The organism is Rhodococcus parequi (assembly GCF_046042785.1).
Lineage (GTDB): Bacteria > Actinomycetota > Actinomycetes > Mycobacteriales > Mycobacteriaceae > Prescottella > Prescottella parequi.
The window spans coordinates 26,121-49,785 of record NZ_JBDLNV010000006.1; the positions used below are offsets into that span (position 1 = coordinate 26,121).

21 protein-coding genes, 1 tRNA gene and 1 pseudogene are annotated in these 23,665 nt (G+C 70.2%); 10 read left to right on the top strand and 13 right to left on the bottom strand.

All coding sequences use genetic code 11. From position 1 onward, the window contains the following. Window position 1 precedes the first annotated feature (1 nt). Both ABEU20_RS17210 and ABEU20_RS17215 read right to left on the bottom strand, forming a co-directional pair. Window positions 2–1,009, bottom strand: coding sequence for a lysylphosphatidylglycerol synthase transmembrane domain-containing protein (locus ABEU20_RS17210; RefSeq protein ID WP_420165608.1), 1,008 nt, complete (start codon window positions 1,007–1,009; stop codon window positions 2–4). 52 nt (window positions 1,010–1,061) lie between these two features. Next, window positions 1,062–1,787, bottom strand: a complete 726-nt coding sequence (locus ABEU20_RS17215; protein WP_420165609.1) for an acyl-ACP--UDP-N- acetylglucosamine O-acyltransferase — start codon at window positions 1,785–1,787, stop codon at window positions 1,062–1,064. 110 nt (window positions 1,788–1,897) lie between these two features. Between ABEU20_RS17215 and ABEU20_RS17220 the strand changes: the two genes are divergently transcribed. Together ABEU20_RS17220 and ABEU20_RS17225 are read left to right on the top strand one after the other, a co-directional pair. Then, on the top strand, window positions 1,898–2,998 hold the full coding sequence (locus tag ABEU20_RS17220; RefSeq protein WP_420165610.1) for a DegT/DnrJ/EryC1/StrS family aminotransferase: 1,101 nt from the start codon (window positions 1,898–1,900) through the stop codon (window positions 2,996–2,998). A gap of 2 nt (window positions 2,999–3,000) precedes the next feature. Further along, window positions 3,001–3,960, top strand: a complete 960-nt coding sequence (locus tag ABEU20_RS17225) for a Gfo/Idh/MocA family protein (RefSeq protein ID WP_420165611.1) — start codon at window positions 3,001–3,003, stop codon at window positions 3,958–3,960. Here ABEU20_RS17225 and ABEU20_RS17230 read toward each other — a convergent pair. After that, window positions 3,953–6,175, bottom strand: a complete 2,223-nt coding sequence (locus ABEU20_RS17230; protein ID WP_420165612.1) for a hypothetical protein — start codon at window positions 6,173–6,175, stop codon at window positions 3,953–3,955. The two genes, ABEU20_RS17225 and ABEU20_RS17230, sit on opposite strands and share 8 nt — an antisense overlap. A gap of 108 nt (window positions 6,176–6,283) precedes the next feature. On the opposite strand from ABEU20_RS17230, the gene ABEU20_RS17235 reads away from it, so the two are divergent. Both ABEU20_RS17235 and ABEU20_RS17240 read left to right on the top strand, forming a co-directional pair. Further along, entirely contained in the window at window positions 6,284–7,057 is a 774-nt protein-coding gene (locus ABEU20_RS17235) for a glycosyltransferase (RefSeq protein WP_420165613.1), read from the top strand. Between the two features lie 65 nt (window positions 7,058–7,122). Next, entirely contained in the window at window positions 7,123–8,973 is a 1,851-nt protein-coding gene (locus ABEU20_RS17240; protein ID WP_420165614.1) for a glycosyltransferase, read from the top strand. A gap of 12 nt (window positions 8,974–8,985) precedes the next feature. Here ABEU20_RS17240 and ABEU20_RS17245 read toward each other — a convergent pair whose 3' ends face one another. The 5 genes from ABEU20_RS17245 to ABEU20_RS17265 all read right to left on the bottom strand — a co-directional run bounded on the left by ABEU20_RS17245 (window position 8,986) and on the right by ABEU20_RS17265 (window position 13,242). Then, window positions 8,986–9,846, bottom strand: a complete 861-nt coding sequence (locus ABEU20_RS17245; RefSeq protein WP_420165615.1) for a class I SAM-dependent methyltransferase — start codon at window positions 9,844–9,846, stop codon at window positions 8,986–8,988. A gap of 166 nt (window positions 9,847–10,012) precedes the next feature. Beyond that, window positions 10,013–10,900, bottom strand: a complete 888-nt coding sequence (gene glfT1 / locus ABEU20_RS17250) for a galactofuranosyltransferase GlfT1 (RefSeq protein WP_420165616.1) — start codon at window positions 10,898–10,900, stop codon at window positions 10,013–10,015. After that, on the bottom strand, window positions 10,897–11,715 hold the full coding sequence (gene wzt, locus ABEU20_RS17255) for a galactan export ABC transporter ATP-binding subunit Wzt/RfbE (protein ID WP_420165617.1): 819 nt from the start codon (window positions 11,713–11,715) through the stop codon (window positions 10,897–10,899). Before wzt ends, glfT1 begins: the two co-directional genes overlap by 4 nt. A 20-nt stretch (window positions 11,716–11,735) precedes the next feature. After that, window positions 11,736–12,617, bottom strand: coding sequence for a galactan export ABC transporter permease subunit Wzm/RfbD (wzm, locus tag ABEU20_RS17260; RefSeq protein ID WP_420165618.1), 882 nt, complete (start codon window positions 12,615–12,617; stop codon window positions 11,736–11,738). Between the two features lie 52 nt (window positions 12,618–12,669). Beyond that, a complete protein-coding gene (locus ABEU20_RS17265; RefSeq protein ID WP_420165619.1) occupies window positions 12,670–13,242 on the bottom strand; it encodes a bacterial proteasome activator family protein in 573 nt (190 codons plus the stop codon). A gap of 136 nt (window positions 13,243–13,378) precedes the next feature. On the opposite strand from ABEU20_RS17265, the gene ABEU20_RS17270 reads away from it, so the two are divergent. Beyond that, the gene (locus tag ABEU20_RS17270; RefSeq protein ID WP_420165620.1) at window positions 13,379–14,581 is read left to right on the top strand and encodes a cysteine desulfurase-like protein; all 1,203 of its coding nucleotides are present in this window, start codon (window positions 13,379–13,381) and stop codon (window positions 14,579–14,581) included. A gap of 9 nt (window positions 14,582–14,590) precedes the next feature. Here ABEU20_RS17270 and ABEU20_RS17275 read toward each other — a convergent pair whose 3' ends face one another. Continuing rightward, complete coding sequence (locus ABEU20_RS17275; protein WP_420165621.1) at window positions 14,591–15,586, bottom strand: NAD(P)H-quinone oxidoreductase; 996 nt, start codon at window positions 15,584–15,586, stop codon at window positions 14,591–14,593. A gap of 387 nt (window positions 15,587–15,973) precedes the next feature. Between ABEU20_RS17275 and ABEU20_RS17280 the strand changes: the two genes are divergently transcribed. From ABEU20_RS17280 to ABEU20_RS17290, 3 genes are all read left to right on the top strand, one after another. After that, complete coding sequence (locus tag ABEU20_RS17280; protein ID WP_420165948.1) at window positions 15,974–16,408, top strand: MarR family winged helix-turn-helix transcriptional regulator; 435 nt, start codon at window positions 15,974–15,976, stop codon at window positions 16,406–16,408. 42 nt (window positions 16,409–16,450) lie between these two features. Then, window positions 16,451–16,537, top strand: a tRNA-Ser gene (locus ABEU20_RS17285). Window positions 16,538–16,741: 204 nt separating this feature from the next. Continuing rightward, window positions 16,742–17,098 carry a hypothetical protein gene (locus tag ABEU20_RS17290; RefSeq protein WP_420165622.1) on the top strand — a complete coding sequence of 119 codons (357 nt, stop codon included), beginning with the start codon at window positions 16,742–16,744 and terminating at the stop codon, window positions 17,096–17,098. Between the two features lie 54 nt (window positions 17,099–17,152). On the opposite strand, the gene ABEU20_RS17295 is transcribed toward ABEU20_RS17290, so the two are convergent. Continuing rightward, window positions 17,153–17,494 (bottom strand): TraR/DksA family transcriptional regulator, encoded by a 342-nt coding sequence (locus ABEU20_RS17295; RefSeq protein WP_420165623.1) that lies wholly within the window; start codon window positions 17,492–17,494, stop codon window positions 17,153–17,155. 294 nt (window positions 17,495–17,788) lie between these two features. Here ABEU20_RS17295 and ABEU20_RS17300 point away from each other — a divergent pair, with 294 nt between their 5' ends. Further along, on the top strand, window positions 17,789–18,790 hold the full coding sequence (locus tag ABEU20_RS17300) for an alpha/beta hydrolase (protein WP_420165624.1): 1,002 nt from the start codon (window positions 17,789–17,791) through the stop codon (window positions 18,788–18,790). A 10-nt stretch (window positions 18,791–18,800) separates the two neighbouring features. Here the strand turns inward: ABEU20_RS17300 and ABEU20_RS17305 are convergent, their stop codons facing one another. Both ABEU20_RS17305 and ABEU20_RS17310 read right to left on the bottom strand, forming a co-directional pair. Next, on the bottom strand, window positions 18,801–19,664 hold the full coding sequence (locus ABEU20_RS17305; protein ID WP_420165960.1) for a hypothetical protein: 864 nt from the start codon (window positions 19,662–19,664) through the stop codon (window positions 18,801–18,803). Between the two features lie 424 nt (window positions 19,665–20,088). After that, a pseudogene (locus tag ABEU20_RS17310) lies at window positions 20,089–20,790 on the bottom strand (AfsR/SARP family transcriptional regulator); the annotation flags it as partial. Between the two features lie 62 nt (window positions 20,791–20,852). On the opposite strand from ABEU20_RS17310, the gene ABEU20_RS17315 reads away from it, so the two are divergent. Further along, window positions 20,853–21,746: an alpha/beta fold hydrolase gene (locus ABEU20_RS17315; RefSeq protein ID WP_420165625.1), complete on the top strand. Its 894-nt coding sequence runs from the start codon at window positions 20,853–20,855 to the stop codon at window positions 21,744–21,746. 176 nt (window positions 21,747–21,922) lie between these two features. Here the strand turns inward: ABEU20_RS17315 and ABEU20_RS17320 are convergent, their stop codons facing one another. Next, window positions 21,923–23,647, bottom strand: coding sequence for a bifunctional metallophosphatase/5'-nucleotidase (locus tag ABEU20_RS17320; protein WP_420165626.1), 1,725 nt, complete (start codon window positions 23,645–23,647; stop codon window positions 21,923–21,925). Window positions 23,648–23,665: the final 18 nt, after the last annotated feature.

Sequence of the window (23,665 nt, forward strand, 5' to 3'; positions counted from 1 at the left end):
CTCACGCCTTGCTGGGCAGCGTGACGCGGGACTGTTCGTGCACCAACGCGTTGCGCAGGGACCGCGACCCGGCGAGCGCGGCGACCGTCCCCGCGAGCACCTCGCACAGGGTGAACAGCAGCCGCGAGGTCAGGGCGAGCGCGAGGGCGGGTCCGGGATCGGCCACCGGTGCGAGCGCCGCGACGATCACCGCCTCGCGGACACCGATCCCGGACGGGACGACGAACACCAGCACGCCCGCGCACATCGCCAGCGCGATCGCACCGATCGACGCGATCAGGCGGTCGGTGCCGAACCCGCCGAACGTCGATGCCAGGATCCACAGGTGCACGCCGTACGCGATCCAGCTGATCGCGCACCACATCAGGGCGAGCCCGATCTTGTGCATGGTCAGCGGTCGCTCGAGCGGGGCGCGGCGCAGCAGCTTGAGCGCCAGGTTCACGAGCTTGGTGAGCACCGGCGGGTAGGCGCAGACGAGGGCGATGGGCACCAGCGCGATCACCGCGACCGCCGCCAGCGTGCCGATCTGGAACAGCGCGGGCAGTCCCAGCAGGCCGACGAGCAGTGCGGACGTCGTGCTCAACCCGACCGTGACGAGCACGGTGATGAACGCGGCCGCGCCGGACACCCCGGCCCGTCGGGCCAACTCGGTCTGCAGCACGAAGGCCCAGACGCTGCCCGGCAGATACTTGCCGAGCTGCCCGACCAGGTAGCAGCGGGCCGCGTCGAACGCCGGAATCGGCTGCGAGAGGGCGCCGAGGGTGTGCTGCCACGCCCGCACCGCGGCGCCCATACCGAAGAAGATGAAGACGGTCGACGCGACGAGCGACCACCAGGAGAGGTCGTGGATGGTGCCACGCACCTCGGACCACTGCGACTTCACCGCGAACCCGATCGCCACGATGATCGCGACGGTCACGACGACCCGGAAGCCGTTCACCAGCAGTGTCCGCTTGGTGTTCGGTGGCGACTCCGGCCGCTCGGCGGCGGAATCGGTGTCGGACGTCATCCGAGTGCGCTCCTCGTGTGGTCCGTCAGGGCTTCTCGACGATAGCAACCGGTCATGCGTTCGGCGGGAGAGCGAGCGGCTTGACAGCGCGCTCCCGCCACCAGTCGAACGCCGGCGCGAGCGCGTCCGGAACGGATCCGTCGGCCGAGCCCGGCGCGTACAGGCGATCGACGGCGTCGATGTCGGCATCCGCGATGCCCGACCGGCTCATCCCGATCCGATTCACCCCGTGCAACTCGACCGGGTTGCCGAACGCCTTCGCGTAGGGCGGCACGTCCTTGACGACGACGGTGCCCATCCCGGTCACGACGCCGGCTCCGACGACGCGGCGCTGGTGCACGACGGTGTGCATGCCGATGTTCGCGCCGGCACCGACACTCACGTGGCCCGCGAACGTCGACCCGGCGGAGACGACACACCCGTCGCCCACCTGGACGTCGTGCTCGATCGCGACCCGGTTCATGACGAAGCACCGGGCACCGACGATCGTCTCCCGCTCGCTGCCGTGATGCACCGTCGTCAGTTCGCGAATCGTGGTGTCGGCGCCGATCACGATGCCGCGGTGCGGCGCCGGCTCCGACCACGTCTGCGGGTGCGCGGCACCGAGGATCTCGGGCGGCGCGCCGAGCACCGCACCCGCCCCGATCCAGCACCGGTCACCGATGGTCAGCGGGCCGGTCAGCACCGCATGCGGCCCGACCGTCACGTCGTCGCCGATGACGACGGCCTCGCCGATCACGGCGGTGGGGTGGATGTGACAGTTCTGTCCGATCGACATGGTCCGGCGGGAATCCTTCCGGGGGCGGGAGGCAGCACTTCGCTACCCTCAGGCGGTTGCCCCCGTTCGTTCTCGGGGTGTCTGGACTGAATCTATCGGAGGGTCATTCAGTGATTGCAATCTCGAGCATCTCGTTCGGGGAAGACGTCGAACGGGAGGTCCTGGACACGCTGCGGTCCGGGATCGTGGCGCAGGGACCGAAGGTGAAGCGGCTCGAGGAAGAGTTCGCGGCGCTGGTCGGCGTCAGGCACGCGGTTGCGGTCAACAACGGCACCACGGCGCTGATCGCGGCCCTCCAGGTGCAGGACCTCCAGCCCGGCGACGAGGTGCTGACCAGCCCGTTCACGTTCGTCGCGACTCTCAACGCGATTCTCGAGGCCGGTGCCACCGCGCGCTTCGCGGACATCGGCGAGACCGACTTCAACCTGGATCCGGCCGTTGCGGCCGCGCGGGTCACCGACCGCACCCGGGTGCTCCTGCCGGTCCACCTGTACGGCCAGACCGCCGACATGGCGTCGCTCATGCCGCTCGCCGCCGAGCACGGCCTGTCCGTCGTCGAGGACGCCGCCCAGGCGCACGGCGCGACCTTCGACGGCCGCGGCGCCGGCAGCTTCGGTGTCGGTTGCTTCTCCTTCTATGCCACGAAGAACCTCACCACCGCCGAGGGCGGCATGGTGACCACCGACGACGACACGATCGCCGACCGCCTGCGGGTGCTGCGCAACCAGGGCATGCGCGAGCGGTACGTGTACGAGATGGCGGGCCAGAACTACCGGATGACCGATCTGCAGGCGAGCCTGGCGCTGCCGCAGATGGCGTCGTACCCGCAGCAGGTGGAGGCCCGGCGCCGCAACGCCGAGGCGCTGCACGCGGGCCTGAAGGACGTCGCCGGGCTGCGCCTGCCGAGCGAGATGACCGGCCGCGAGCACGTGTGGCATCAGTTCACGCTGCTGCTCGACGAGGACGCGCCGGTCGACCGCGACACGCTCGCGGCGCGGCTCACCGAGAAGGGCATCGGCAGCGGCATCTACTACCCCAAGGCCGTGTACGACTACGCGTGCTACCGCGAGCACCCGCGCGTCGTCATCGAGGACACCCCGGTCGCGACGTCGGTGGCGGCCCGCTGCCTGAGCATCCCCGTCCACGCCCGGCTGTCGGAGTCGGACGTCGAGCAGATCATCGCCGCGGTGCGCGGCGCGATGGAGGCGTGAGCATGAGCAACCCGAAGATCGCCCTGATCGGCGCCGGCAAGATGGGCTCGCTGCACGCGCGCGTGATCTCGCAGTCGCCGCTGACCGATCTCGCGCTCGTCGTCGAACCCCACGCCGAGCAGGGTCGGGCGGTGGCCGACCGGTGCGGCGCGAAGTGGGCCCCCGATTTCACCGATCTGGCCGAGGTCGACGCCGTCGTGATCGCGGCGGCCACGCCCGCGCACTACGAACTGGCCGGCCGCGTCCTCGATCTCGGTAAGCCGCTGCTCGTCGAGAAGCCGCTCGCCGCGACGTACGAGCAGAGCGTCGACCTGGTGCAGCGGTCCGAGCGCGGCGACGTGCCGCTGATGTGCGGCCTGCTCGAACGCTTCAACCCCGCCGTCCGCACCGCCCGCGAGTTCGCGGGAGAGGTGTGGCAGGTGACGGGTATGCGCCACTCGCCCTTCGTGTCCCGTATCCCCACCGGTGTCGCGACCGACCTGCTGATCCACGATCTGGATCTCGCGATCGGTTTCGTCGGCTCGGAGCCGGTGCAGGCGCGCGCCGAGTTCGGCTACTTCCATCCGACGTCGGTCGAGAATCGCGCGGAGGACAGCGCCGACGCCGTCATGCGCTTCGAGTCCGGTGCCGTGGCAACGATTTCCGCGAGCCGCTTGAGCCAGCGGAAGGTCCGTCAGCTGTCACTGCTCGAGGAGGAGCGTCTCATCGAGATCGATCTGCTCCGCCGCGACATCACGATCTACCGGCACATCGACGAGGACATCACCGCCGACGGCAGCAGCTACCACCAGCAGACGATCATCGAGATCCCCACGATCCGCTACAGCGAAGAGCCGCTCTCCGCGCAGCTCGCGCACTTCGCCGGTCTGCTGAACGGGACCGGTGACGTTGCGGCCGAACGTGCTTCGATCCTGCCCGCGCACCGCGCGGTACACGAGGCGACGGTCTCGGCGATCAGCTGACGTTCCCGGCGAGGATCGTGGGCCGGTGCGTCCGGCGCTTGCGCACCACGAACCACGCGCCCTGCCCGAGGGCGAGGACCAGTCCGACGCCCGCGAGTCCCCAGCCGAGACCGCTTGCGGGCGGAGTGAACTGCAGGGTCAGTGTCGACTCCGCGCCGCCGCTGTCGGGCAGCTGTACCTGCAGCAGTCCGCCGGGGCTCTCGATGACGTCGACCGGTTCTCCGTTCACGGTGGCCGTCCAGCCCGGCCACGCCAGGAGCGCGAACGTGGCGGTGCCGGAACCGGTGTAGGTGACGGTCTCGTGGGTGTCGGTGGACGCGGAGTCGCCGGTGATCTCGAGGCCCGGGGTGACCGCCGACACCCTGCCGTCCGGCCACGGGTACGGCTGGGTGCGGGTGCCGACGGTGACGCCGTGCTCCACGCGCACGTCCCACTGATCGGCGGGCAACGCGTCCAGGGCGTTCGGGCCGCCGTACGGACCGCTGTTCTGCACGACGACGGTGTCGATGCGCATCGCGTCGATCCACGGCACCCCGGTGCCGGGGGATTCGGCGAGCAGGCGTCCGACGCCGTCGCCGCAGGGGACGCCGCCGTAGTAGTTGATGCACAGGTCGTCGACGAAGGAGTTGAAGCTGATCCCGGCGTAGTTGTTGACCGCTTCCACCCCGGCGGCCTGGTACAGGCTGCCGAACAGCACGTCGCCCCACTGCCCGGTGGGATCGGTCGGATCGATGTTCTTGCTGTCCGCGATCACGAAGGTCGTTCCGGGATAGCGCTGCTCGAAGTGTTCTTCGAGGAACGACTCCTGGCGTGGGAACTTCCACGGCGTGACGTTGTAGTTGCCGGTGAACCACAGGTTGGTCTGCGCGGCCAGCGCCACGACGGTGCCGGCCACGAGCGCGCCCGCGAGCAGGCGGGGCTTGCGGAACGACACGAGGAGCGCGACGGCGGTGAGTGCCACGGTGATCGCGAGGGCCGCGAGGTGGATGCCGATGTCCTCGGGGATCTCGGCCCACGACAGGTAGAACTGCGCGACGATCAGTGCGGCGGTGATGCCGAGGCGCATCTTCCACCGGTCGCGGGCGAGCCCCGCGGACAGTGCGACGGCGGCGATGACGACCACCGGCAGCTGCCCGTACTCGATGAGGCGGGCGGGCCAGCGGAACAGCCACAGATTCGACGGGCCCAGCAGCAGGAGCAGGTAGATGCCGCCGAACACGGCCAACGAGACGGTGCTCCGGCCGAGCCGGCGCAGCGACCCCCAGCGGATCCACGGCGCCAGCGGCACCAGGAACCACGCGAGGTAGACCAGGGGGACGCTGGCGGCGGTCGACTCGAAGATGGGCCCGTACGGCCGGTTCGACAGCGCCGACAGGTTGATCAGGTCGCCGAGCCCGGGGCGCAGGGCGTCGTCGTTGCGAATGCCGGTCTGGGTACGTACCGAGACGCCGGTGGTGAACGCGAGGGGCAGGTAGACGATGAGCGACATCATCACGATCGCGACGCCGCTGACGAGCAGCGACCGGATACCCGGGAACGGGCGTTCGGCGTCGGCGGCGCGGTTGCGGGCGACGGTCTCGGCGATCACCGCCAGGTAGACGACGGCCACCGCGACGGCGCCGTACGGGTTGCCGGTCGTCATCGCCAGGACACCGAACACGATCGGCACCAGCGGGTTGACGCGGCCCATCGCGCTCGCGCGCGTCGACCACCACACGTGCGGGATCCAGGCGAACGCGATGAGGCCCGACGCCCACGTCGACGCGTCGAAGTAGAGCGTGTACCCGGCGAACGGCATGGCGAAGCCGGCGACGAACGCCATCGACCGCGACGCGCCGTACTGACGCGCGAGGACGTAGACGCCGACCGCGAGCAGCGCCAGGAACTGCATTTTCACCAGCGTCATGCCGACCGCGAGATTCGGGACGACGGCGACGAGGACCGCCTGCGCGAGCAGCACCGGGTTGTAGGTGCCGTACAGCGCCTCGGCGGTGATGTTGCCGCCCGCCCACATCTCCGGGAACAGCGTGGGCCACGAACCGTCGAGGAGTCGCTCGCCGATCGTGTGCCAGCCCGGAGCGAAGGCGGCCGCGCTGTCGTCCCAGAAGTAGAACCACCGATTCGACAGCAGCGGAATCGCTGCGACCACCGCGACGAGCACGGCGAGCAGAGCGGGCGGCGTCACGCGTTTGACCAGCGGCAGATCAGAGTTCACGGCGGGCTTTCGTCGTCGGACGGATTGCGCGGCGGCAGCATCCCTGTCGTCGGAGCGTAATATTCCGCGCGGTTACCAAAGCAAATCGAGTGGTTCGGAGGTCATCGGGTGGAGACGAGCGCCGGGCGCGGAGCTGGCGGCTACGACCTGTCCGTGGTGATTCCGGCCCACAATTCGGGCGCGGTGCTGGAGGAGACGGTGCGCCGGTTCGCCGAGCACTTCGCGAGCAGCTCCGTCGAGATCATCGTCGTCGAGAACGGTTCGACCGACGACACTGCCGCGATCTGCGCGGCGCTGGCCGCGGACTGGGACACCGACGGTGTGGCCTTCGTCCCGATGACCAGTGACAAGGGCATGGGCAATGCGCTGCGGGCCGGTGCGCTGGCCTCGCGGGGCGCGCGGGTGCTGCTGACCGCCGACGATCTGCCGTTCGGCTTCGACGACGTCGTCGGCGCCGACCGGGTCGAGCAAGAGACCGGGCAGCGTCCGGCGGTCGTGATCGGCTCGAAGGCGCACCCGGACTCGGTGGTCGACCGTGGACTCGCGCGCGCCGTCATGACCCGCGGGTTCGCGCTGCTGCGGCGCACGATCCTCGGCACCCGCACCGGCGACCCGCAGGGCACGTTCGTGGTCGACGGCGACCTGCTGCGCGCCCTGGCCCCGCACCTGACCGAGTCCGGCTTCCTGTTCACCACCGAACTCGACTACGCCGTCGAATCCGCCGGCATCCGCCCGGTCGAGGTGCCGATCCGGCTCAGCGACGACCATCGCGCCCACGCGAGCCGCATCTCCGTCGGCGACGTCGTGCAGATGGCGAAAGGGCTGCTGTCGCTGCGCCGCCGCCGCGCGACGTTGCGGTCGGCGGCCTTCGCGGCCGCCTGATCGACTTCTCGGACAGGTCGGGCGCGAGGCGCGCCACCGGGTCCGTTCGCGATACCCTGCCGGGTGTGGATCCAGCGAACTCGTCCGGTGCTCAGCCCCTGTCCGACAGCGAGACGATCGGCCGGCTCGTCGCGCAACGCACCCTGTTCGCCGGAACGTCGCCGATAGCGAACGAGGAACTGTATGCCGTCGTCGAGAAGGGCGGGTCGACGCGGGACCGCTTCTCGCTGAGCCTGCACGCCGGTGCGCGCGCCCACACCAACACGTTCTTCGGCCGCTTCCCGGCCAGCTACTGGCAGCGCTGGACCGCCGTCACCGAGGTGTCCGTCAGCGTCCGGGTGCTGTCGACCACCTCGTGCCGCGTGCTGCTGGTCGCGTCGGACATCGGCGGCCACAGCCGCATCGTCGCGGCCACCACCCCCGCCGGTCAGGGCGCGGTGACCCTCACGAGCACGCTCGACCAGTTCGTCGACGGCGGTTCGCTGTGGCTCGAGTTCGAGGCGCTCGACGCCGAGGTCACGTTCGACAGCATCGAGTGGAGCGTGGAGGCGCCGTCCGCGCCGCGTCCGCTCGCGATCGCGATCTGCACCTTCAACCGCGCCGACGACTGCGCGACGACGGTCGCGGCGCTGGCGTCGGACATCCGCGTCGTCGACCGGCTCGACGCCGTGTACGTGGTGGATCAGGGCACCGACCCGGTGGAGGGCCGTGAGCTGTTCCGCGAGGTCGTGCCGACGTTCGGTGGGCGGCTGCACTACGTTCGACAGCCGAATCTCGGTGGTGCGGGCGGCTTCACGCGCGGGCTGTTCGAGGCGTCGGCGTCCGGGGGCGACGCCGACGTGATCCTCATGGACGACGACATCCTGTGTGAACCGGAGACCGTGCTGCGGTTGAGTGCGTTCGCCAACTGCACCGTCGAGCCGGCCCTGATCGGCGCCGAGATGCTGTTCCTCTACAGCCCCAACTACCTGCTGGCGGATGCCGAGCGGGTGGACCTGACGACGCTGCGCCGTGGCCTGCCGACGGAGAAGTACAGCACGCACAACCACGACCTGTTCGAGTCGCTGCCGGAGCGCCGCGTCGACACGCAGTACAACGGCTGGTGGTCGTGCCTGATCCCGGCCGAGGCGCTGCGCCGCGTCGGGCTCCCGCTGCCGGTGTTCTTCCAGTGGGACGACGTGGAATTCGGCCTTCGCTGCGGCCGGGCGGGGATCCCGACGATCACGCTGCCGGGGGCGGCGGTGTGGCATGCGGACTTCTACTGGAAGGACGTCGACGGCTTCGCCCACTACTTCAGCACCCGCAACGGGCTCGTCACGGCCGCTCTCGACCCGGGGTTCGCGCCGAAGCTCCTGGTGAAGAACCTCGCACGCGACATCAGCCGGTCGATCGTCAGCCTCCAGTACGGCCTCGCGCACACCCAGTTGCGTGCGATCGAGGGTTTCCTGGAGGGCCCGGACGGTCTCGCCGACGGCGGTCAGGCGGCGCTGGCCTCGGTCAATGCGGAGCGAAAGCGCTTCGGGGAGACCGTTACCCGCCGGGCGTCGGAGCTGCCCCCGGTACCGGTGCGCCGCGCGGACCCGCCGCCGAACCCGGCACTCGAGGACGCGATCCTCGCCAAGCGTGCCGTCACCCAGGCCCGGGGCCGGCTCGAACCGGGTCCGGTGACCGTCAGTTTCGAGGACGCGCAGTGGTGGCACGTGAGCCGGTTCGCGCACGTGTTCGTCACGGACGCATCGCAGTCCGGAGTGCGTGAGCGGCGCTTCGACCGCGACCTGGCGGCCGAGATGACCGGCCGCCTGGTCGGCGTGATGAAGCGGTTCCGCGCCGACGCTCCCGCCGTCGCCGAGGCGTACCGCCACGCCTTCCCGCAGCTCACCAGTCGGGAGAACTGGGCTCGACTGTACGAGAAGTAGTCCGCTGCAGGACTATTCGCGGATGCGGACCACGACCTGCTCGTGGTCCGCGGTGTAGGCGAGATAGTCGAACCGGACGCCGGTGCGGTCGACGAACTCCGTCCACGCCCGGTGCTCGTGTTCCTGCCAGCCCGGATAGTTGAAGTACTCGTCGAACACCAGTACCGACCCGGGGACCAGTCGGTCTCCGAGGAGATCGAGCACCGTCCGCGTCGACGAGTACAGATCGGCATCGAGGTGCGCGAAGGCGACCGGGCCCGGATGCTCGGCGAGGAAGCCGGGCAGCGAGTCCTCGAACAGCCCCGACACCAGCTGCGCGCCCGGCACCGACGGCACGTCCTGCTGCGCGAACTCGCCGGCCGGGAACCCGGTGCGCCAGGTCTCGGGCAGGCCCGTCCACACGTCGAAACCCCACACCTCGTGCCCGGTGGCGCGCAGCGACTCGCTGACGATCCGCAGTGTGGTGCCGCCCGCGACGCCGAACTCGAGCGCCAGACCGTCGAGCTTCACCAGTTCGAGCGCGTACCGCAGCGTGTCGTGCGGGTGCCGGAACGCGGGGGCCGTCCGCATGTGGTCGAGGACGAACTGCGCGCTCTCCGCCGTGGCCCGGATGTCGAGGGCGTGCGTGATGTCGCGTCGGGTGCGCTGTTCGAGGACGTCGAGGCGCTCGCTGACCGCGGCCACCTGCCCGCGCGCGTGTGCCAGCTCGTCGAGGACCCGCTTCATCTCGCCGTTGTTCGCCGCGAGCTCCGCGAGCAGTTGGTCGTGTCTGTTCTCCTGCTCGATCCGGGTCTTGCGGTCGGACTCCCGCACCACCTCGGCGACCGCCCGCTGCATCTTGAGCCTGGCCGACTTCCGGAACTGATCGAACATGCGTAGGCACCCCTCTCGCGTGGACGAGTTCGTTCCCATGCTGCCAGGGTTCGGTGCCCGCTGCCGGGTCAACTGCGGGGTGAACGGCCCGCGCGGAACCGGGGTCGTCGGATGCCCCGTTCGCCGCGACTGCCGGGTGAGGGTCCGTACCGGCAAGGCGCTCCCACTAGGGGCGGCGGAACCGCTCCCGGCGCCCGAGCCCGCGCAACCGCATCCACTCGGCGAACCCCTTGGGGTCGCGGCGATCGACGAGGAAGTACCAGCCGAAGCGCGCGTACTCCTGCGGCAGCAGCCTGCGCATCCCCGGCTGGGACATCAGGTAGCCGCGGTTGCGGTAGGTGAAGAAGCGCTTGGTCTCGTTGTCCGGGTACTGGGTGTGCATCCGGCCGCCGAGGATCGGCTTGAACTCGTCGGCGCCGTTGGGGTGCACGTACGCGGTCTGCAGGCAGGTGCCGAACGGCAGCCTCGACCGGACCAGGCGGCGGTGCACCTCCACCTCGTCACCGCGCACGAACAGGCGCAGGTCGGGGACACCGACGGAGTCGATCGCCGACGCCGAGAACAGCGCACCGTTGAACAGCGACGCGATCCCGGGCAGCAGGTCGTCGTCGCCCAGTTCGGAGCGCAGCCGCTTCCACTCGACGCCGCGGCGCAGCGGGAACGCCAACCGGTCCGGGTCGTCGATGTCGCACACGACGGGGGAGACCTCCGCCAGGCCGTGCCGCTGCGCGCACGCGAGCAGCGTCGCCAGCACGTCGGGGCCCTCGGGGCGACCGTCGTCGTCGGCGAGCCACACCCAGTCCGCGCCCAGCGACAGTGCGTACAGGATGCCGAGCGCGAAACCGCCCGCGCCGCCGAGGTTGTGCTTGGAGCCCAGGTACGTGGTGGGGACGTCGGCGCCCTCGACCAGTTCGCGGACGTCGGGCTCGTCGGCGTTGTCGACGACGACCAGGTGATCGAGCGGGCGTGTCTGCCCGGCGAGCACCTTCAGGGACTGGGCGAGCAGCTCGCGGCGCTTGTGGGTGACGACGACGCCGACGATCGTCTCGGTCACGACGCCCGCTCCTCGTCCTCTTCTCGCTTCATGTCCGCGATCACCTGGCGGACGTGGTCGGCGGCGTCGTCGCCCTCGTAGGCGCGGACGACGTCCTCGATTTCGCCGTGCTGGCGGACCTGGCCGTGGTCGATCCACATCGCGCTGTCGCACAGTTGCGCGAGGAATTCGTTGGAGTGGCTGGCGAACACGAGGATGCCGGAGCGTTCCACCAGCTTCTGCAGCCGGATCCGGGCCTTCTTCATGAACTCGGCATCGACGGCGCCGATGCCCTCGTCGAGCAACAGGATCTCGGGATCGATGCTGGTGACCACGCCCATCGCGACGCGCACGCGCATGCCCGTCGAATAGGTGCGCAGCGGCATGCTGAGGTACTCGCCGAGTTCGGTGAAGTCGGCGATCTCGTCCATCTTCGCCAGCATCTGCTTGCGGGTCTGCCCCAGGAACAGGCCGCGGATGATGATGTTCTCGTAGCCGGAGATCTCCGGGTCCATGCCGACACCGAGGTCGAAGACCGGGGCGACGCGGCCGCGGACACGGGCGCTGCCGCGGGTGGGCTCGTAGATGCCCGACAGCAGTCGCAGCAGCGTCGACTTGCCGGCGCCGTTGTGGCCGACCAGTCCCACGCGGTCCCCCTCCTTGAGCGAGAGGGTGATGTCCTTGAGCGCCTCGACGACGATGACGTCGGAGTCGTTGCGGCCGATGGACCCGCCGGCCTTGCCGAGGAAAGCCTTCTTCAGCGAGCGCGACTTGGCGTCGAAGATCGGGAAGTCGACGCACGCATTGCGCGTCTCGATGCTCACGTTGTCGGTCATGTCAGTTACTCCTCGGACCCCTAGACCCAGTAGGCCACGCGGGCCCGGTACTTGCGCAGCGCGAACAGCGCGATCGCCCAGCCGACGACGGTGATGGCCAGCACGATGTACCAGTGGTAGGCCTGCTGGTCCTTGCCGAGCATGGGCGCGCGGACGATCTCGAGGAAGTGGAACAGCGGGTTCAGCTCAGCGATCTTCGCGCGGTCGGCGACCTGGCCGCCCTGGGCCTTGAGGGCCTCGGTGGACCAGAAGATCGGCGTGAGCACGAACAGCAGCAGTGTCAGGCTGCCGAGGATCGGGGCGATGTCCCGGTAGCGGGTGGCGAAGATGCCGAACACGATCGACACCCACAGCGCATTGAGTACCAGCAGGGCGAGGGCCGGGATCGCGGCCAGGTCGGGCCACGTCAGGTTCCGCCACACCCCGAATGCGACCAGCATGATCACGTAGATCAGGAGGTTGTGGGCGAAGAAAAGGATCTGCCGCCACACCAGCCGGTAGACGTGCACGCTCAACGCCGACGGCAGCTGCTTGATCAGGCCCTCGTTGGCGATGAACACCTCGGAGCCCTCGAGGATCGACGCGCTGATCATGGCCCACACGATCAGGCCGACGGTGACGTACGGCAGGAACTCTTTGATCGACATCCCCAGCAGCGCCGAGTACAGGATGCCCATCGCGGTGGCCTGCACGCCGGTGGCGATCGTGATCCAGAACGGACCGATCACCGACCGGCGGTACCGCTGCTTGATGTCCTGCCAGCCAAGGTTGAGCCACAGCTCCCGCTGCGCGAAACCGTCCCGCAGGTCCTGGAACGCACGACGGAACGTCTGCGAATCGGACACGACGGGGCCGGTGTCGGCGTCCGACGCCGGTCCGTGATCCAAGGCTGCTGCTGACACGAGTTCCGAGCCTACCGCTCGCGTCGGAATTGCCCGCGTGACCGTCGTATCTCTACAGGTACTGCCCGGTGCCCGACGGGTGCGCGGCGTCGTCCGGCTCCTGCAGCCGGTGCTGCGGTCCCATGCTCATGCCGGGCGGCAGGGCGCCCTGCCGCATCTGCTCGAGCTGCGCCCGCGCCGCCATCTGCTGCGCGAACAGGGCGGTCTGAATGCCGTGGAACAGTCCCTCGAGCCAGCCGACGAGCTGGGCCTGCGCGATCCGCAGCTCGGCGTCCGTGGGCACCGAGTCGTCGGTGAACGGCAGCGTGAGGCGTTCGAGTTCCTCCCGCAGCTCGGGGGCGAGCCCCTGCTCGAGCTCGCGCACCGACGACTTGTGGATCTCCCGCAGCCGCGTGCGGCTGGCGTCGTCGAGCGGTGCCGCCCGCACCTCCTCGAGCAGTTGCTTGATCATCGTGCCGATCCGCATGACCTTCGCCGGCTGCTCCACCATGTCGGTGAGCGAATCGCCGTCGGCGTCGCCGGTGGGTGCCGCCTGGGCGCCCGCGTCCTGGGTGCGCCCGGCAACGGGCACGGGGTGGCCGTCGGGGCCGATGACGAGCACTCGTTCGTTCTCCGGTTGCGTCATGGCTCCATCTTGTACGGTTCCGTGTCGAATTGGCGAGGGCGGGTCGGTGGTGTCGAAAGTGTCGTGTGCTAGCGCGCATTCCGAAAAGTCGGATCTGAATCACACGGTGTTGACATCGGGTCCTAGAGTGTCGGGCATGGCTTTCGACGTTGCCCGGGTACGGGGACTGATCCCGTCATTGGGCGACGGATGGGTCCACCTCGATCCTCAAGCCGGCATGCAGATCCCCGACGCGGTGTCACGCACCGTGTCGACGGCGTTCCGGGCCTCCGCGTCGTCGGCCGGCGGCCGGCACGTGTCGTCGCGGCGCAGCGCGGCGATCGTCGCGGCCGCCCGCGAGGCCGTCGCGGATCTGGTCGGCGGCGATCCCGCGGGCGTCGTGCTCGGGGCCGACCGGGCGGTGCTGCTGGCGTGGCTCGCGGAGTCCCTCAGCTCGCGGCTGGGGCTCGGCACCGGACTGGTGCTCTCCCGCCTCGACGAGGAGGCCAACGTCGCCCCGTGGCTGCGGGTCGCCAGCCGGTACGGCGCGCAGGTCCGCTGGGCCGAGGTGGAGATCGAGACGTGTGAGCTGCCGAGTTGGCAGTTCGCGGAGCTGGTCCAGCCCACGACGCGACTGATGGCGCTCACCGCGGCGTCGCCGATCGTCGGGTCGGCGCCCGCCGTCCGTGTCGCGGCCGACCGGATCCACGAGGTGGGCGGCCTGCTGGTGGTCGACGCCGTCGGCGCCGCGCCGTACGCGCACCTCGACATCAACGACCTGGGCGCCGACGTCATCGCCGTCAGCGCGCCGTCGTGGGGCGGCCCGCAGGTGGGGGCGCTGGTGTTCCGCGACCCGACGCTGCTCGACCGCATCCCGGCGGTCTCGCTCAACCCGTACGCCCGCGGCGCCGAGCGGATGGAGGTCGGTGGCCACCAGTTCGCGCTGCTGGCCGGGCTGACCACGTCGATCGACTTCCTGGCGGGGCTCGAGGAGACCGCGACCGGTAGCCGCCGCCAGCGACTCGAGACGTCGATCTGTTCGCTGCAGGCCTACCACGACCAACTGTTCGACTACCTGTTGCGCTCGCTCGACGCGCTGCCGCAGGTGACGGTGATCGGCCGCTCGCCGATCCGGGTGCCGACGCTGAGCTTCACCGTCGCCGGCGTGCCCGCAGACAAGGTGGCGGCGCATCTGGCCGACAACCGGATCGCGACCGTCAGCGGCCCCCAGAACGGGGGCCGCCTGCTCGACGCGCTGGGTGTCAACGACGAGGGCGGCGCGATCACCGTCGGCCTCGCGCCCTACACCACCCGCTACGAGATCAACCAGCTCGTCAAGCACCTGTCTGCGCTGGGCTGACGCGGCTCGTCAGTCCTCGCGGATGCTGAGGATCACCTTCCCGACGGTGTCGGGGGAGTCGAGCAACTCGTGCGCGGCCGGCGCCTCGGTGATCGGCAGTTCCGCCGACACGACAGGCGCGACGATCCCGTCGCCGACCAGCGGCCACAGCTTGTCGCGCACCGCGGCGATCACGGCGGCCTTGCTCGACGGCCCGGTCTCCGGTCGTCCCCGCAACCCGGTCGCGAGCACGCGGGCGCGCTTGCCGAGCAGCTTGCCGATGTCCAGTTCGCCCTTGCGGCCGCCCTGCATGCCGATGATCACCAGCTGGCCGTCGGGCGCGAGCGCGTCGATGTTGCGATCCAGGTACGACGCCCCCATGTTGTCGAGGATGATGTCGGCGCCTCGGCCGCGGGTGGCCTCGCGCAGCACCTCGACGAAGTCGGCCTCGCGGTAGTTGATGAGGATCTCGGCGCCCAGTTCGGCGCAGCGCTCGAGCTTGTCCGCGGATCCCGCGGTGACGGCGACGCGGGCGCCGAGGGCCTTGCCGACCTGGATGGCGTGGGTGCCGATGCCCCCGCCGCCGCCGTGGACCAGCAGTACCTGGCCGGCGTGCAGGCCGCATTCCATCACCAGGTTCGACCACACGGTGCAGGCGACCTCCGGCAGCGACGCCGCGGCCCGCAGGTCCAGGCCCTCCGGCACGGGCAGCAGCTGGGTGGCGGGGACCGCGACCTTCTCGGCGTAGCCGCCGCCGGCGAGCAGCGCCGCGACGCGGTCGCCCACCTTCCAGCCGTGCACGTCGGGGCCGATCTCGGCGATCACCCCCGAACACTCGAGGCCGATGATCTCGCTCGCGCCGGGCGGCGGCGGATAGAAACCCTGCCGTTGCAGCAGATCGGCACGGTTGACGGCGGTGGCGGCCACGTCGAGGAGGACCTCGCCGCGGCCGGGAGTCGGATCGGGAACCTCGGACCAGGACATCACGTCGGGTCCCCCGGGCTCGGAAACTGTGATCGCGTACATGGTCCCGACGCTAGTCGGCTCGCGCGTTCGGCACCGCACGAGCGTTCCCCGTGCCGGTACGCGGCGCGGTTCGGGGTGCGGATGCGCCGCGGACAACGTTTGGTGGCCAACGGAACTCGCGTTCCGTGGGTCATCGCAGGCGAGACCGGACCAGTCTCCTCTTTTCGTCCGAAAGATGTTGTCTGCGAACGAGATGGGCGGGGCCCCCACGAATGCCCTTGGTGGGTGCGGATCCGGCGAAAGGGGTCGACCGGTTTGACGAACCTCACGAAACCCGTGCGAGCGTGCTGCACACTGTCGAACGACCGTTAGCACTACGATGCACTGGTGACAGCAGATGCTCGAGTAACCACGGGTGCCGGGGTGGCGTGGCTCGGTGCCGACGAAATGCGCGCGTGGCGCGGTTTCATCGACGGCAGTCAACGACTTATGGGCGTACTGAACCGAGAGTTACAGTCCGCGCACGACATGTCGCTCGCCGAATACCGGATCCTCGTGATGCTGTCGGAGTCGCCGGACGGATCGCTGCGCATGAGCGACCTCGCCGACGGCGTGCTGTCGTCGCGCAGCCGGCTCACCCACCAGATCCGCCGCATGGAGACCGAGGGCATGGTCGAGCGCAGCCAGTGCGTCGAGGACGGCCGCGGTGTGCTCGCGGTCGTCACCGACGAGGGCCGGCGCCGGCTCTCCGAGGCCGCGCCGACGCATCTGGCCGGTGTCCGCCACTACCTGATCAACCTGCTCGACAAGCAGGAGATGCGGGTGCTGGCGAACGTCTTCGACAAGGTCGACACCGCCATTGGGGACCGCGCCGTCGGCTGAGCGGTTTCACGCGCCACCGTCCGTGCGGTTAGGATCCCCCACGGAAGCGTGGCAGAGCGGCCGAATGCACTCGCCTTGAAAGCGAGCGTGGCGTTAAACCCACCGGGGGTTCAAATCCCTCCGCTTCCGCCGATGGAAGAAGGCTCTGATCTGGTTTCGATCGCCAGGTCAGGGCCTTTTTCGTTCCCGGTGAGCTGGCACCGAAGAGCAATGGAGCCCGGCCGATCGCCATGGCAGCAGCCGGGTAACAGTGCGGACCGTTAGCCGGACGGCCGGGAGACGGCGGGACTACAGTCGGCCGGACTCGTCCTTCGACCCCGAGGTGGGATCGCGATGAAGCTGATCAAAACGGTGGCAGCATCGGCGCTGGTCGTCGCAGCGTTATTCGTCGGAGCCGGGACCGCGCACGCGGACCCGCCGCCGACCACCCAGCAGCCACTGACCAAACAGCAGGCATACGACAACATGTTGAACGAGTTGGGTATCGGCTGGGAGCAAGGCGGTGCCGAGGGGGCCGCGACGGGCTCCGCCATAGGTCTCGGCATCGGCTGCATATCGATGTTCCCGGGCAGCCTCGCCGGCTGCATCATCGGCGGCCCGACCGGCGCCGTCATCGGAGGCCTCATCGGCATCGGCAACGGCAACCCGAAGGCCCAGCAGGCCATCGAAACGTACCTGAACACTCCCTAGGCCGAAGCGCCGGCAGCTGGATGAACAGCTGAGGGGCGCGGCATCCGCGCAGCGCTAGCCGGCGCAGTCGATGCACGCGCGGGCGGCAGGCAGGGCGTCGAGCCGGGCCTCGCTGATCGGCTTGCCGCAGCGGGCGCAGACGCCGTACGTGCCGTGCTCGAGCCGTTGCGTCGCCGCGTCGAGTTCGTCGAGGTCGTGGCGCGCGTCGGCGAGCAGTGCGACGACCTGGGCGCGTTCGAACGCGATGGTCGAGCCCTCGGGGTCGTGCTCGTCGTCGTCGGTCGTGAACTCGGAGCCCTCGACGATCGCGGTGAACCGGGCCGAAAGCGACTCGATGCGTCGTTCCACGTCGGCACGCTCGGCGGCGATCCGGGCGCGGGGATCGGGAACGGACATCGATGAACCTCCATGCACGCGCGTGATGGGGAGAAGTAGAGCGGACCGATGCGCTCGGTCGCCTCACGGCGAAAGGCGCAACGCGGCTCCAGCCGAACGGAACTCCGCGAAGGCAGATAATTGAGCCCGGGGGACACGGAGCGCATCGATCCGAACAGGTCAACGCCGCCCCCTGCGGGGGTATTCCGGGGGATCATAGTGATGTAGGCCACCCCTCGGCCGTTGCCCGGCGACGCCTCGGATCCGTACGTACCGTGGGTGTCCACCGATACCCAGGGGGAGGGCGGAGGAACGATGGGTCGATCAGCAATGACGGTAGCGGGGGTCGTCCTCGCGCTGTCGATGTCCGGACCGGCGCTCGTCGCACAGGCGACGCCCGCCGACCAGACACCGCCGGTGGTCGAGGCCGCCGCGCGCATCGACCACGTGGAGCAGATGGGCGATCGGCGCACCGCGCTGTTCGTGTTCTCGCCGGCGATGGACAAGGTGGTGCAGGTACAGATCCTGCACCCGACCGGGACGGCGAAGCGGCCGTCGCTGTATCTGCTCGACGGCGTCAGCGCCGGCTCCGAGTCCGACTACACCGAGAGCACCTGGACGCAGAAGACCGACGCGGTGGAGTTCTTCGCCGACAAGAACGTCAACGTGGTGCTGCCGGTCGGTGGCACCGCCAGCTACTACACCGATTGGGAAAGAACCGATCCCGTGCTGGGTAACAACCGGTGGGAGACGTTCCTGACCAAGGAGCTGCCGCCGATCGTCGACGAACAGTTCCACGGTGACGGCACCAACGCGATCGCCGGACTGTCGATGGGTGCGCAGGGTGCGATGACGCTGGCCGCCCGCAATCCCGACCTCTATCGGGGTGTCGCCGCGTTGAGCGGTTGCATGGACACCGGTCGGATCGAATCGCAGGCGGCGGTGCGCGGCACCGTCGCGTCGAAGGGCGGCGACGCCGACAACATGTGGGGCCCGGGCGCCGATCCGGCCTGGCCCGCGCACGATCCGACGGTGAACGCGGAAAGTCTGCGGGGGAAGGACATTTTCGTCTCCACCGGCAACGGGCTCGCGGGACCGTACGAACTGGGCGCACCGGATGCCGTCGAGAAGGTGGTGGTCGGGGGACCGCTCGAGGCCGCGTCCAACTCGTGCACCCAGTTGTTCGAGTCCCGGCTGGACCAGTTGGGGATACCCGCGACTTTCCTGTTCCGGCCGTACGGAACTCATTCGTGGCCGTACTGGCAGGACGACCTGCGGGCCGCATGGCCGACGCTGGCCCGCGCCTTGGGGCTGTGACCGTCGGCCGTCAGCCGAGCGCGTCGGACAGCAGCGCCAGGTAGTGGTCGACCGGTCCCACGGTGAGCAGTCCGCTCGACGCGCCCGCGATCTGGCCTGCCGCCGGAGCGAGAGCGTCGTGGCTGCGCCTCATGAGCGCGGTGTCGTCCACGGCGACCGCCGCCGTCGCGGCAAGTGCCCACAGCGCCTCGGCGAGGTGGTCCGCGGGTGGATCCGGGAGGGACCGCGCCGCGGCCGCCGCCTGCTCGGGGCGGTCGTCGGCCAGGAGGAGCAGCGGGCGTGCCCACGGTTCGTACGGGCCCCAGTCGGTGTCGGGGTCGACCGTGATCGGGCGTCGTTGCCACACGCGCAGGCACAGCACGGCCAGCGGCAGGATGCCCCGGTCGACGCCCGGCATGCCGGAGCCCTCGAGGCTCCGTGCGGCGGCTCGGAACCCGGATTCGGCTTCCGCCCAGGGTGTTCCGTCGGCTGCCCGGCGCATCGCGCGATACCACTCGACGAACGGCGCCACCAGCGGACGCTCGTGCCGCGCACCGAGCGCCGCCACCGCGTCGGCCTCGCGGTCCGCGTCGCCGAAGCGCCCCAGCCCGCCGAGGGCCTGCATGCGGATCAGGTGACCGAGGACCTCGAAGTTCACCAGCGCGTGCCGACTTGCCAGCGCGAGCACCTCCTGACCGATCGAATCGCGCTCGCGCGCAAGGCCGCAGCGGTGGAACGACTGCATGAACACTGCGCTCAGGGCATGGGCCAGCAGGGCGGGATCGTCGAGATCGCGGGCCAGGCGCTCGGATTCCGCGGCCGCGCGGACCCGCGGCCGCGTCGCGGGCGCCGCGCGACTCCATCGCGATGACCGCGAGCAGTCGGGAGCGCACACTGTCGTTGCCGTCGGGCAGGGCCGTCAGTGCGCGCCGGGCGGCCGCGACGACGCGGGCCGCCTGCTCGGGGTCGTCGGAGCGCGCCCACACGCCGGGCACGTCGTAGCTTCCGATCACCCGGGCGGTGAGTACGGGATCGCCGAGTTGCTCTGCGGCGGTGATGGTTGCGAGCCGTTGCTCACGGGCTGCGGTCAGCCCGGCGCCGCCGGTGACCGCGAGGCTGCGCAGCAGGCTCACCGCGGACTCGAGCCGTGCTCGGGAGCCGGCCCCGGAAACCCGGTGGTAGGCCGCGGCCGCGGCGGTGAAGACCTGCTCCGTGCCGGTGCTGTCGCGAGGCGGAGCCAACGCCGGATTCTGCTGTAGAACATCGATTTCCAGTTGGGCCAGCGCGGGGGACGGATCGATTCCGAGGTCGTCCGCGAGGAGTGCTCGCGCGCGGCGCAGCACGGCGAGCGACTCGCCTTGCCGGCCGCAGCGGTAGAGCGCGAGACCGAGCAGCCGCCACCCTTCCTCCCGCCACGGATGCTCGGTGACGTGCGCGTCGAGTTCCGGGACGGCGTCGGCTCCCCGATCGAGCGCCAGGAGGGCCTCCGCCCGGCGTTCCACGGCCACCAGCCTGAGCTGCTCCAGGCGTGCGCGTTCGCTTCGCGCCCAATCCATCTCGTCGAAGTCGGCGTAGGCGGGCCCACGCCACGACGCGAGCGCGATGTCGAGGACCTCGCGGGCGCGGGCGGGCGGCATGCCGACCGCCTCGGCGACCATCCGCTCGAAGGTCCACGCGTCGACCGCATCCGGGGCGGCGCGTACCGCGTACCCGGGCCCCTCGGTGACGAGCAGGGTGGCGGCGGCACGCGGCGGCCGGTCCGGTTCGAGGGCTCTGCGCAGCGCGGCGACGAACGTGCGGACGGCAGCGGCCGCACCGTCCGGGGGTGAGTCCCAGAGGTCGTCGATCAGTACGTTCAGCGGGACGATCCGGCCCCGGGCCGCGAGCAGGCGGGCGAGGACGGCACGGTGGCGCGGCCCCTTCAACGCGAGGGGACGCCCACCGTCGTCCCACGCGGCGGTGGGGCCGAGTACGCCGAACGTCGTCGACATCGGTGCTTCCCTTCCTCGCTGCGTGCTCATCGAATGCTCATCCGGTCCGGCCAGGGTGGACGGTGCATCGACGACAGCGAAAGGACCGACACATGTCCGCAGTGCACTCCGGGCCCACGATTCCCGGCTTCGACTACCAGCGGGTGACCGCGGCCGACGGCGTCGAACTCGACGTCGCCACCGGCGGGACGGGCGCCCCGATCGTACTCCTGCACGGGTTCCCGCAGACCCACCTCATGTGGCGTCACGTCGCCTCCGCGCTGGCCTCCGACCACACGGTGATCTGCCCCGACCTGCGCGGCTACGGTGCGAGCGACAAGCCGGTGGAGACGGACCGTGACGTGTACTCCAAGCGCACCATGGCGGCCGACGTGGTCGCCGTCGCCGCCGCGCTCGGCCACGACCGCTTCGCCCTGGCCGGCCACGACCGGGGTGCGCTCGTCGCGGTCCGGGCCGCGCTGGACCATCCCGGCACCGTCACGCACCTCGCGAGCCTCGACGTGCTGCCCACCCTCGACATGTGGGACGTGCTGCACGGGGCCGACGCGGCCGTGGCGTTCCACCTGTACCTGATGGCACAGCCGCCCGGACTGCCGGAACGGATGATCGAGGCGAGCGCCGACGCGTTCTTCGGGTACTTCCTCGATATGTGGTCGCCGAATCGCGCCGCGATTCCCGACGATGTTCGCGCCGAATACCTTCGGGCCTCGCGGGAGGCCGTGCCGTCGATCGTCGCCGACTACCGGGCCTCGGCCGGCATCGACGTCGAACACGACCGCGCCGATCGCGAGTCGGGGCGACGACTCGCCATGCCGGTGGTTGTCGTCCAGCAGAACTGGGGTGATGCTCTCGGCTACGACGCCGCTGCGCTCTGGCGGGCGTGGGCGCCCGACCTGGTTCACCGGACGACGGCCGCGGGGCACTTCATGGCCGAGGAGTCGCCGCAGGAGATCGTCGCCGTGCTCCGCGATCTCCTTGTGAGGTGAACCGGTGACCCATGTGTGCGGTGACCTCGGAGTCCGGTTGCGAGGTCCATGGGAACAAAACCTTTCGGTCGTACGGGGTTACGCGGTTGCGCAATTGCCATCGTGCGGCGCGGACCTGTGTGCACCCTTGACTGGCTCTGGCAGTCTTCTGGCAGATCCGACGGAACCGGCGGAGGTCAGTTCGGGGCCGCGGTCGCGATGCGGTCGGGTGCGGGCGGTGCGACGGGGGAGTGGGCGTCGAGATAGGACGTGAGGGCTTCGAGATCGTTTCCGGCGGAAGCGGGCTCGGTTCCACCGCGCAGTGCGGTGAAGCCGTCGCCGCCGTCGGCGAGGAACTTGTTGACCGCCACTCGGTAGCGGCCGTCCGGCGCGACGGGGGTGCCGTCGACCCGGAGGTCCGCGATGCGTGATCCCGCGGGTGCGGCGCGGTCGATCCGGTAGGTCAACGACGCCGACGGCGTCAGGATCAGTTCGAGGGGTGAGCCGTCGGGGCGCGTCTGGAACTGTTGTTCCAGAACCTCTTCGAGCTGCACGCCGGTGAGTGTGCGCACCTCGAGCGGGTTGACGAATGGCTGCACCTGGTAGGCGTCGCCGAACGTGACCGTCCCGTCGGCGCCGTGGAGCAGGTCGGTTCGCACGCCGCCGGGATTGGTGAGGGCGAGCTGTGCGCCGCGGCCGCGGGCGGCCGCGAGTTGGGCGTCGGCGACGAGGTTGCCGAGCGGGCTCTCCCCGCTCGGGCCGGGCTCCCGGGTGATGTCGGCGGTGACCGAACCGACCGGCCGCTGGGCCACCTCCGCCGACTGCAGGCCGGCGCGGTCGACGAGATCGGAGACCTGTGGATCCGGCGGGATGTCGTGCGTGACGATCTGATTGAACGCCTGGATGCTCGGCCGGTCCACCTCGCCGGTAGCCCGGTCGAGCATCATGTCGACCACCGACACGATTCGGCCGTGGGAGGCCGCCTGCATCACCGGGCGCGGATTGCCGGCGGGATCGTCGATGCTGCAGTTGTATTGCGCGTGACTGTCGGCGGTGAAGATCGCGTCCACCAGTGGCGTCGCCTGGGTCGCGATGGTGCGGGCCGGACCGTCGGCGAGATCGCACGAGTTGGGGCCGCCGGTGGGCTGCTCGTCGCCGCGGTGCAGCAGCACGACGATCGCGTGGACGCCGAGGAAGTCCAGCGTCGCGGCGGTGCGATCGATGGTGGCGAGTTCGTCGCCGAACTCGAGTCCCGCCACGCCGTCGACCGCGACCTTCGCCGGGGCGTCGGACGGCATCACCCCGATCACGCCGACCGGGACCCCGTCGACGTAGTTCACCGCGAACGGCAGCGTCGCCGGAGTGCCGTCGGCGAACGTCATGTTCGCCGCGAGCATGGGGAACCGGGCCCCGGCGTACTCGGATTCGAACTGGCAGCCGTCCACGGTGTGGCAGCCGCCGGTCTGCATCCGCCGGAACTCGCCGAACCCCTCGTCGAGTTCGTGGGTGCCGACCGACGCGGCGTCCACGCCCATCATGTTGAGCAGGTTCACGGTCGGTTCATCGTGAAACAGTGCCGACTCGATGGGGGAGGACCCCCAGTTGTCGCCCACGGAGTAGAGCAGCGAGTTCGGCGCCTGCCCGCGCAACTGGCGGATGTAGGACGCGAGGTACGCGGCGCCCCCGGCGTCGACCGGCGGGCCGTCGGGGCGCAGGATCTGGGCCCGCGCCCCCTGCGGTGGCTGCAGGCTGCCGTGCAGGTCGTTGATCGCGAGCAGGCGGACGGGCACCTTCTCGATGTCCGACGGACGCGCCTCCGCGGTGTGGGCGCCGACGGTCAGCGACGTCCCGAGGGCCGCCGCGAGGACGATCGCGGAGCCGCGTCGGCGGCGTCCGGACGAGTCGCTTCCTGGTCGGCACACCGGGAAGAGTCTGCCAAC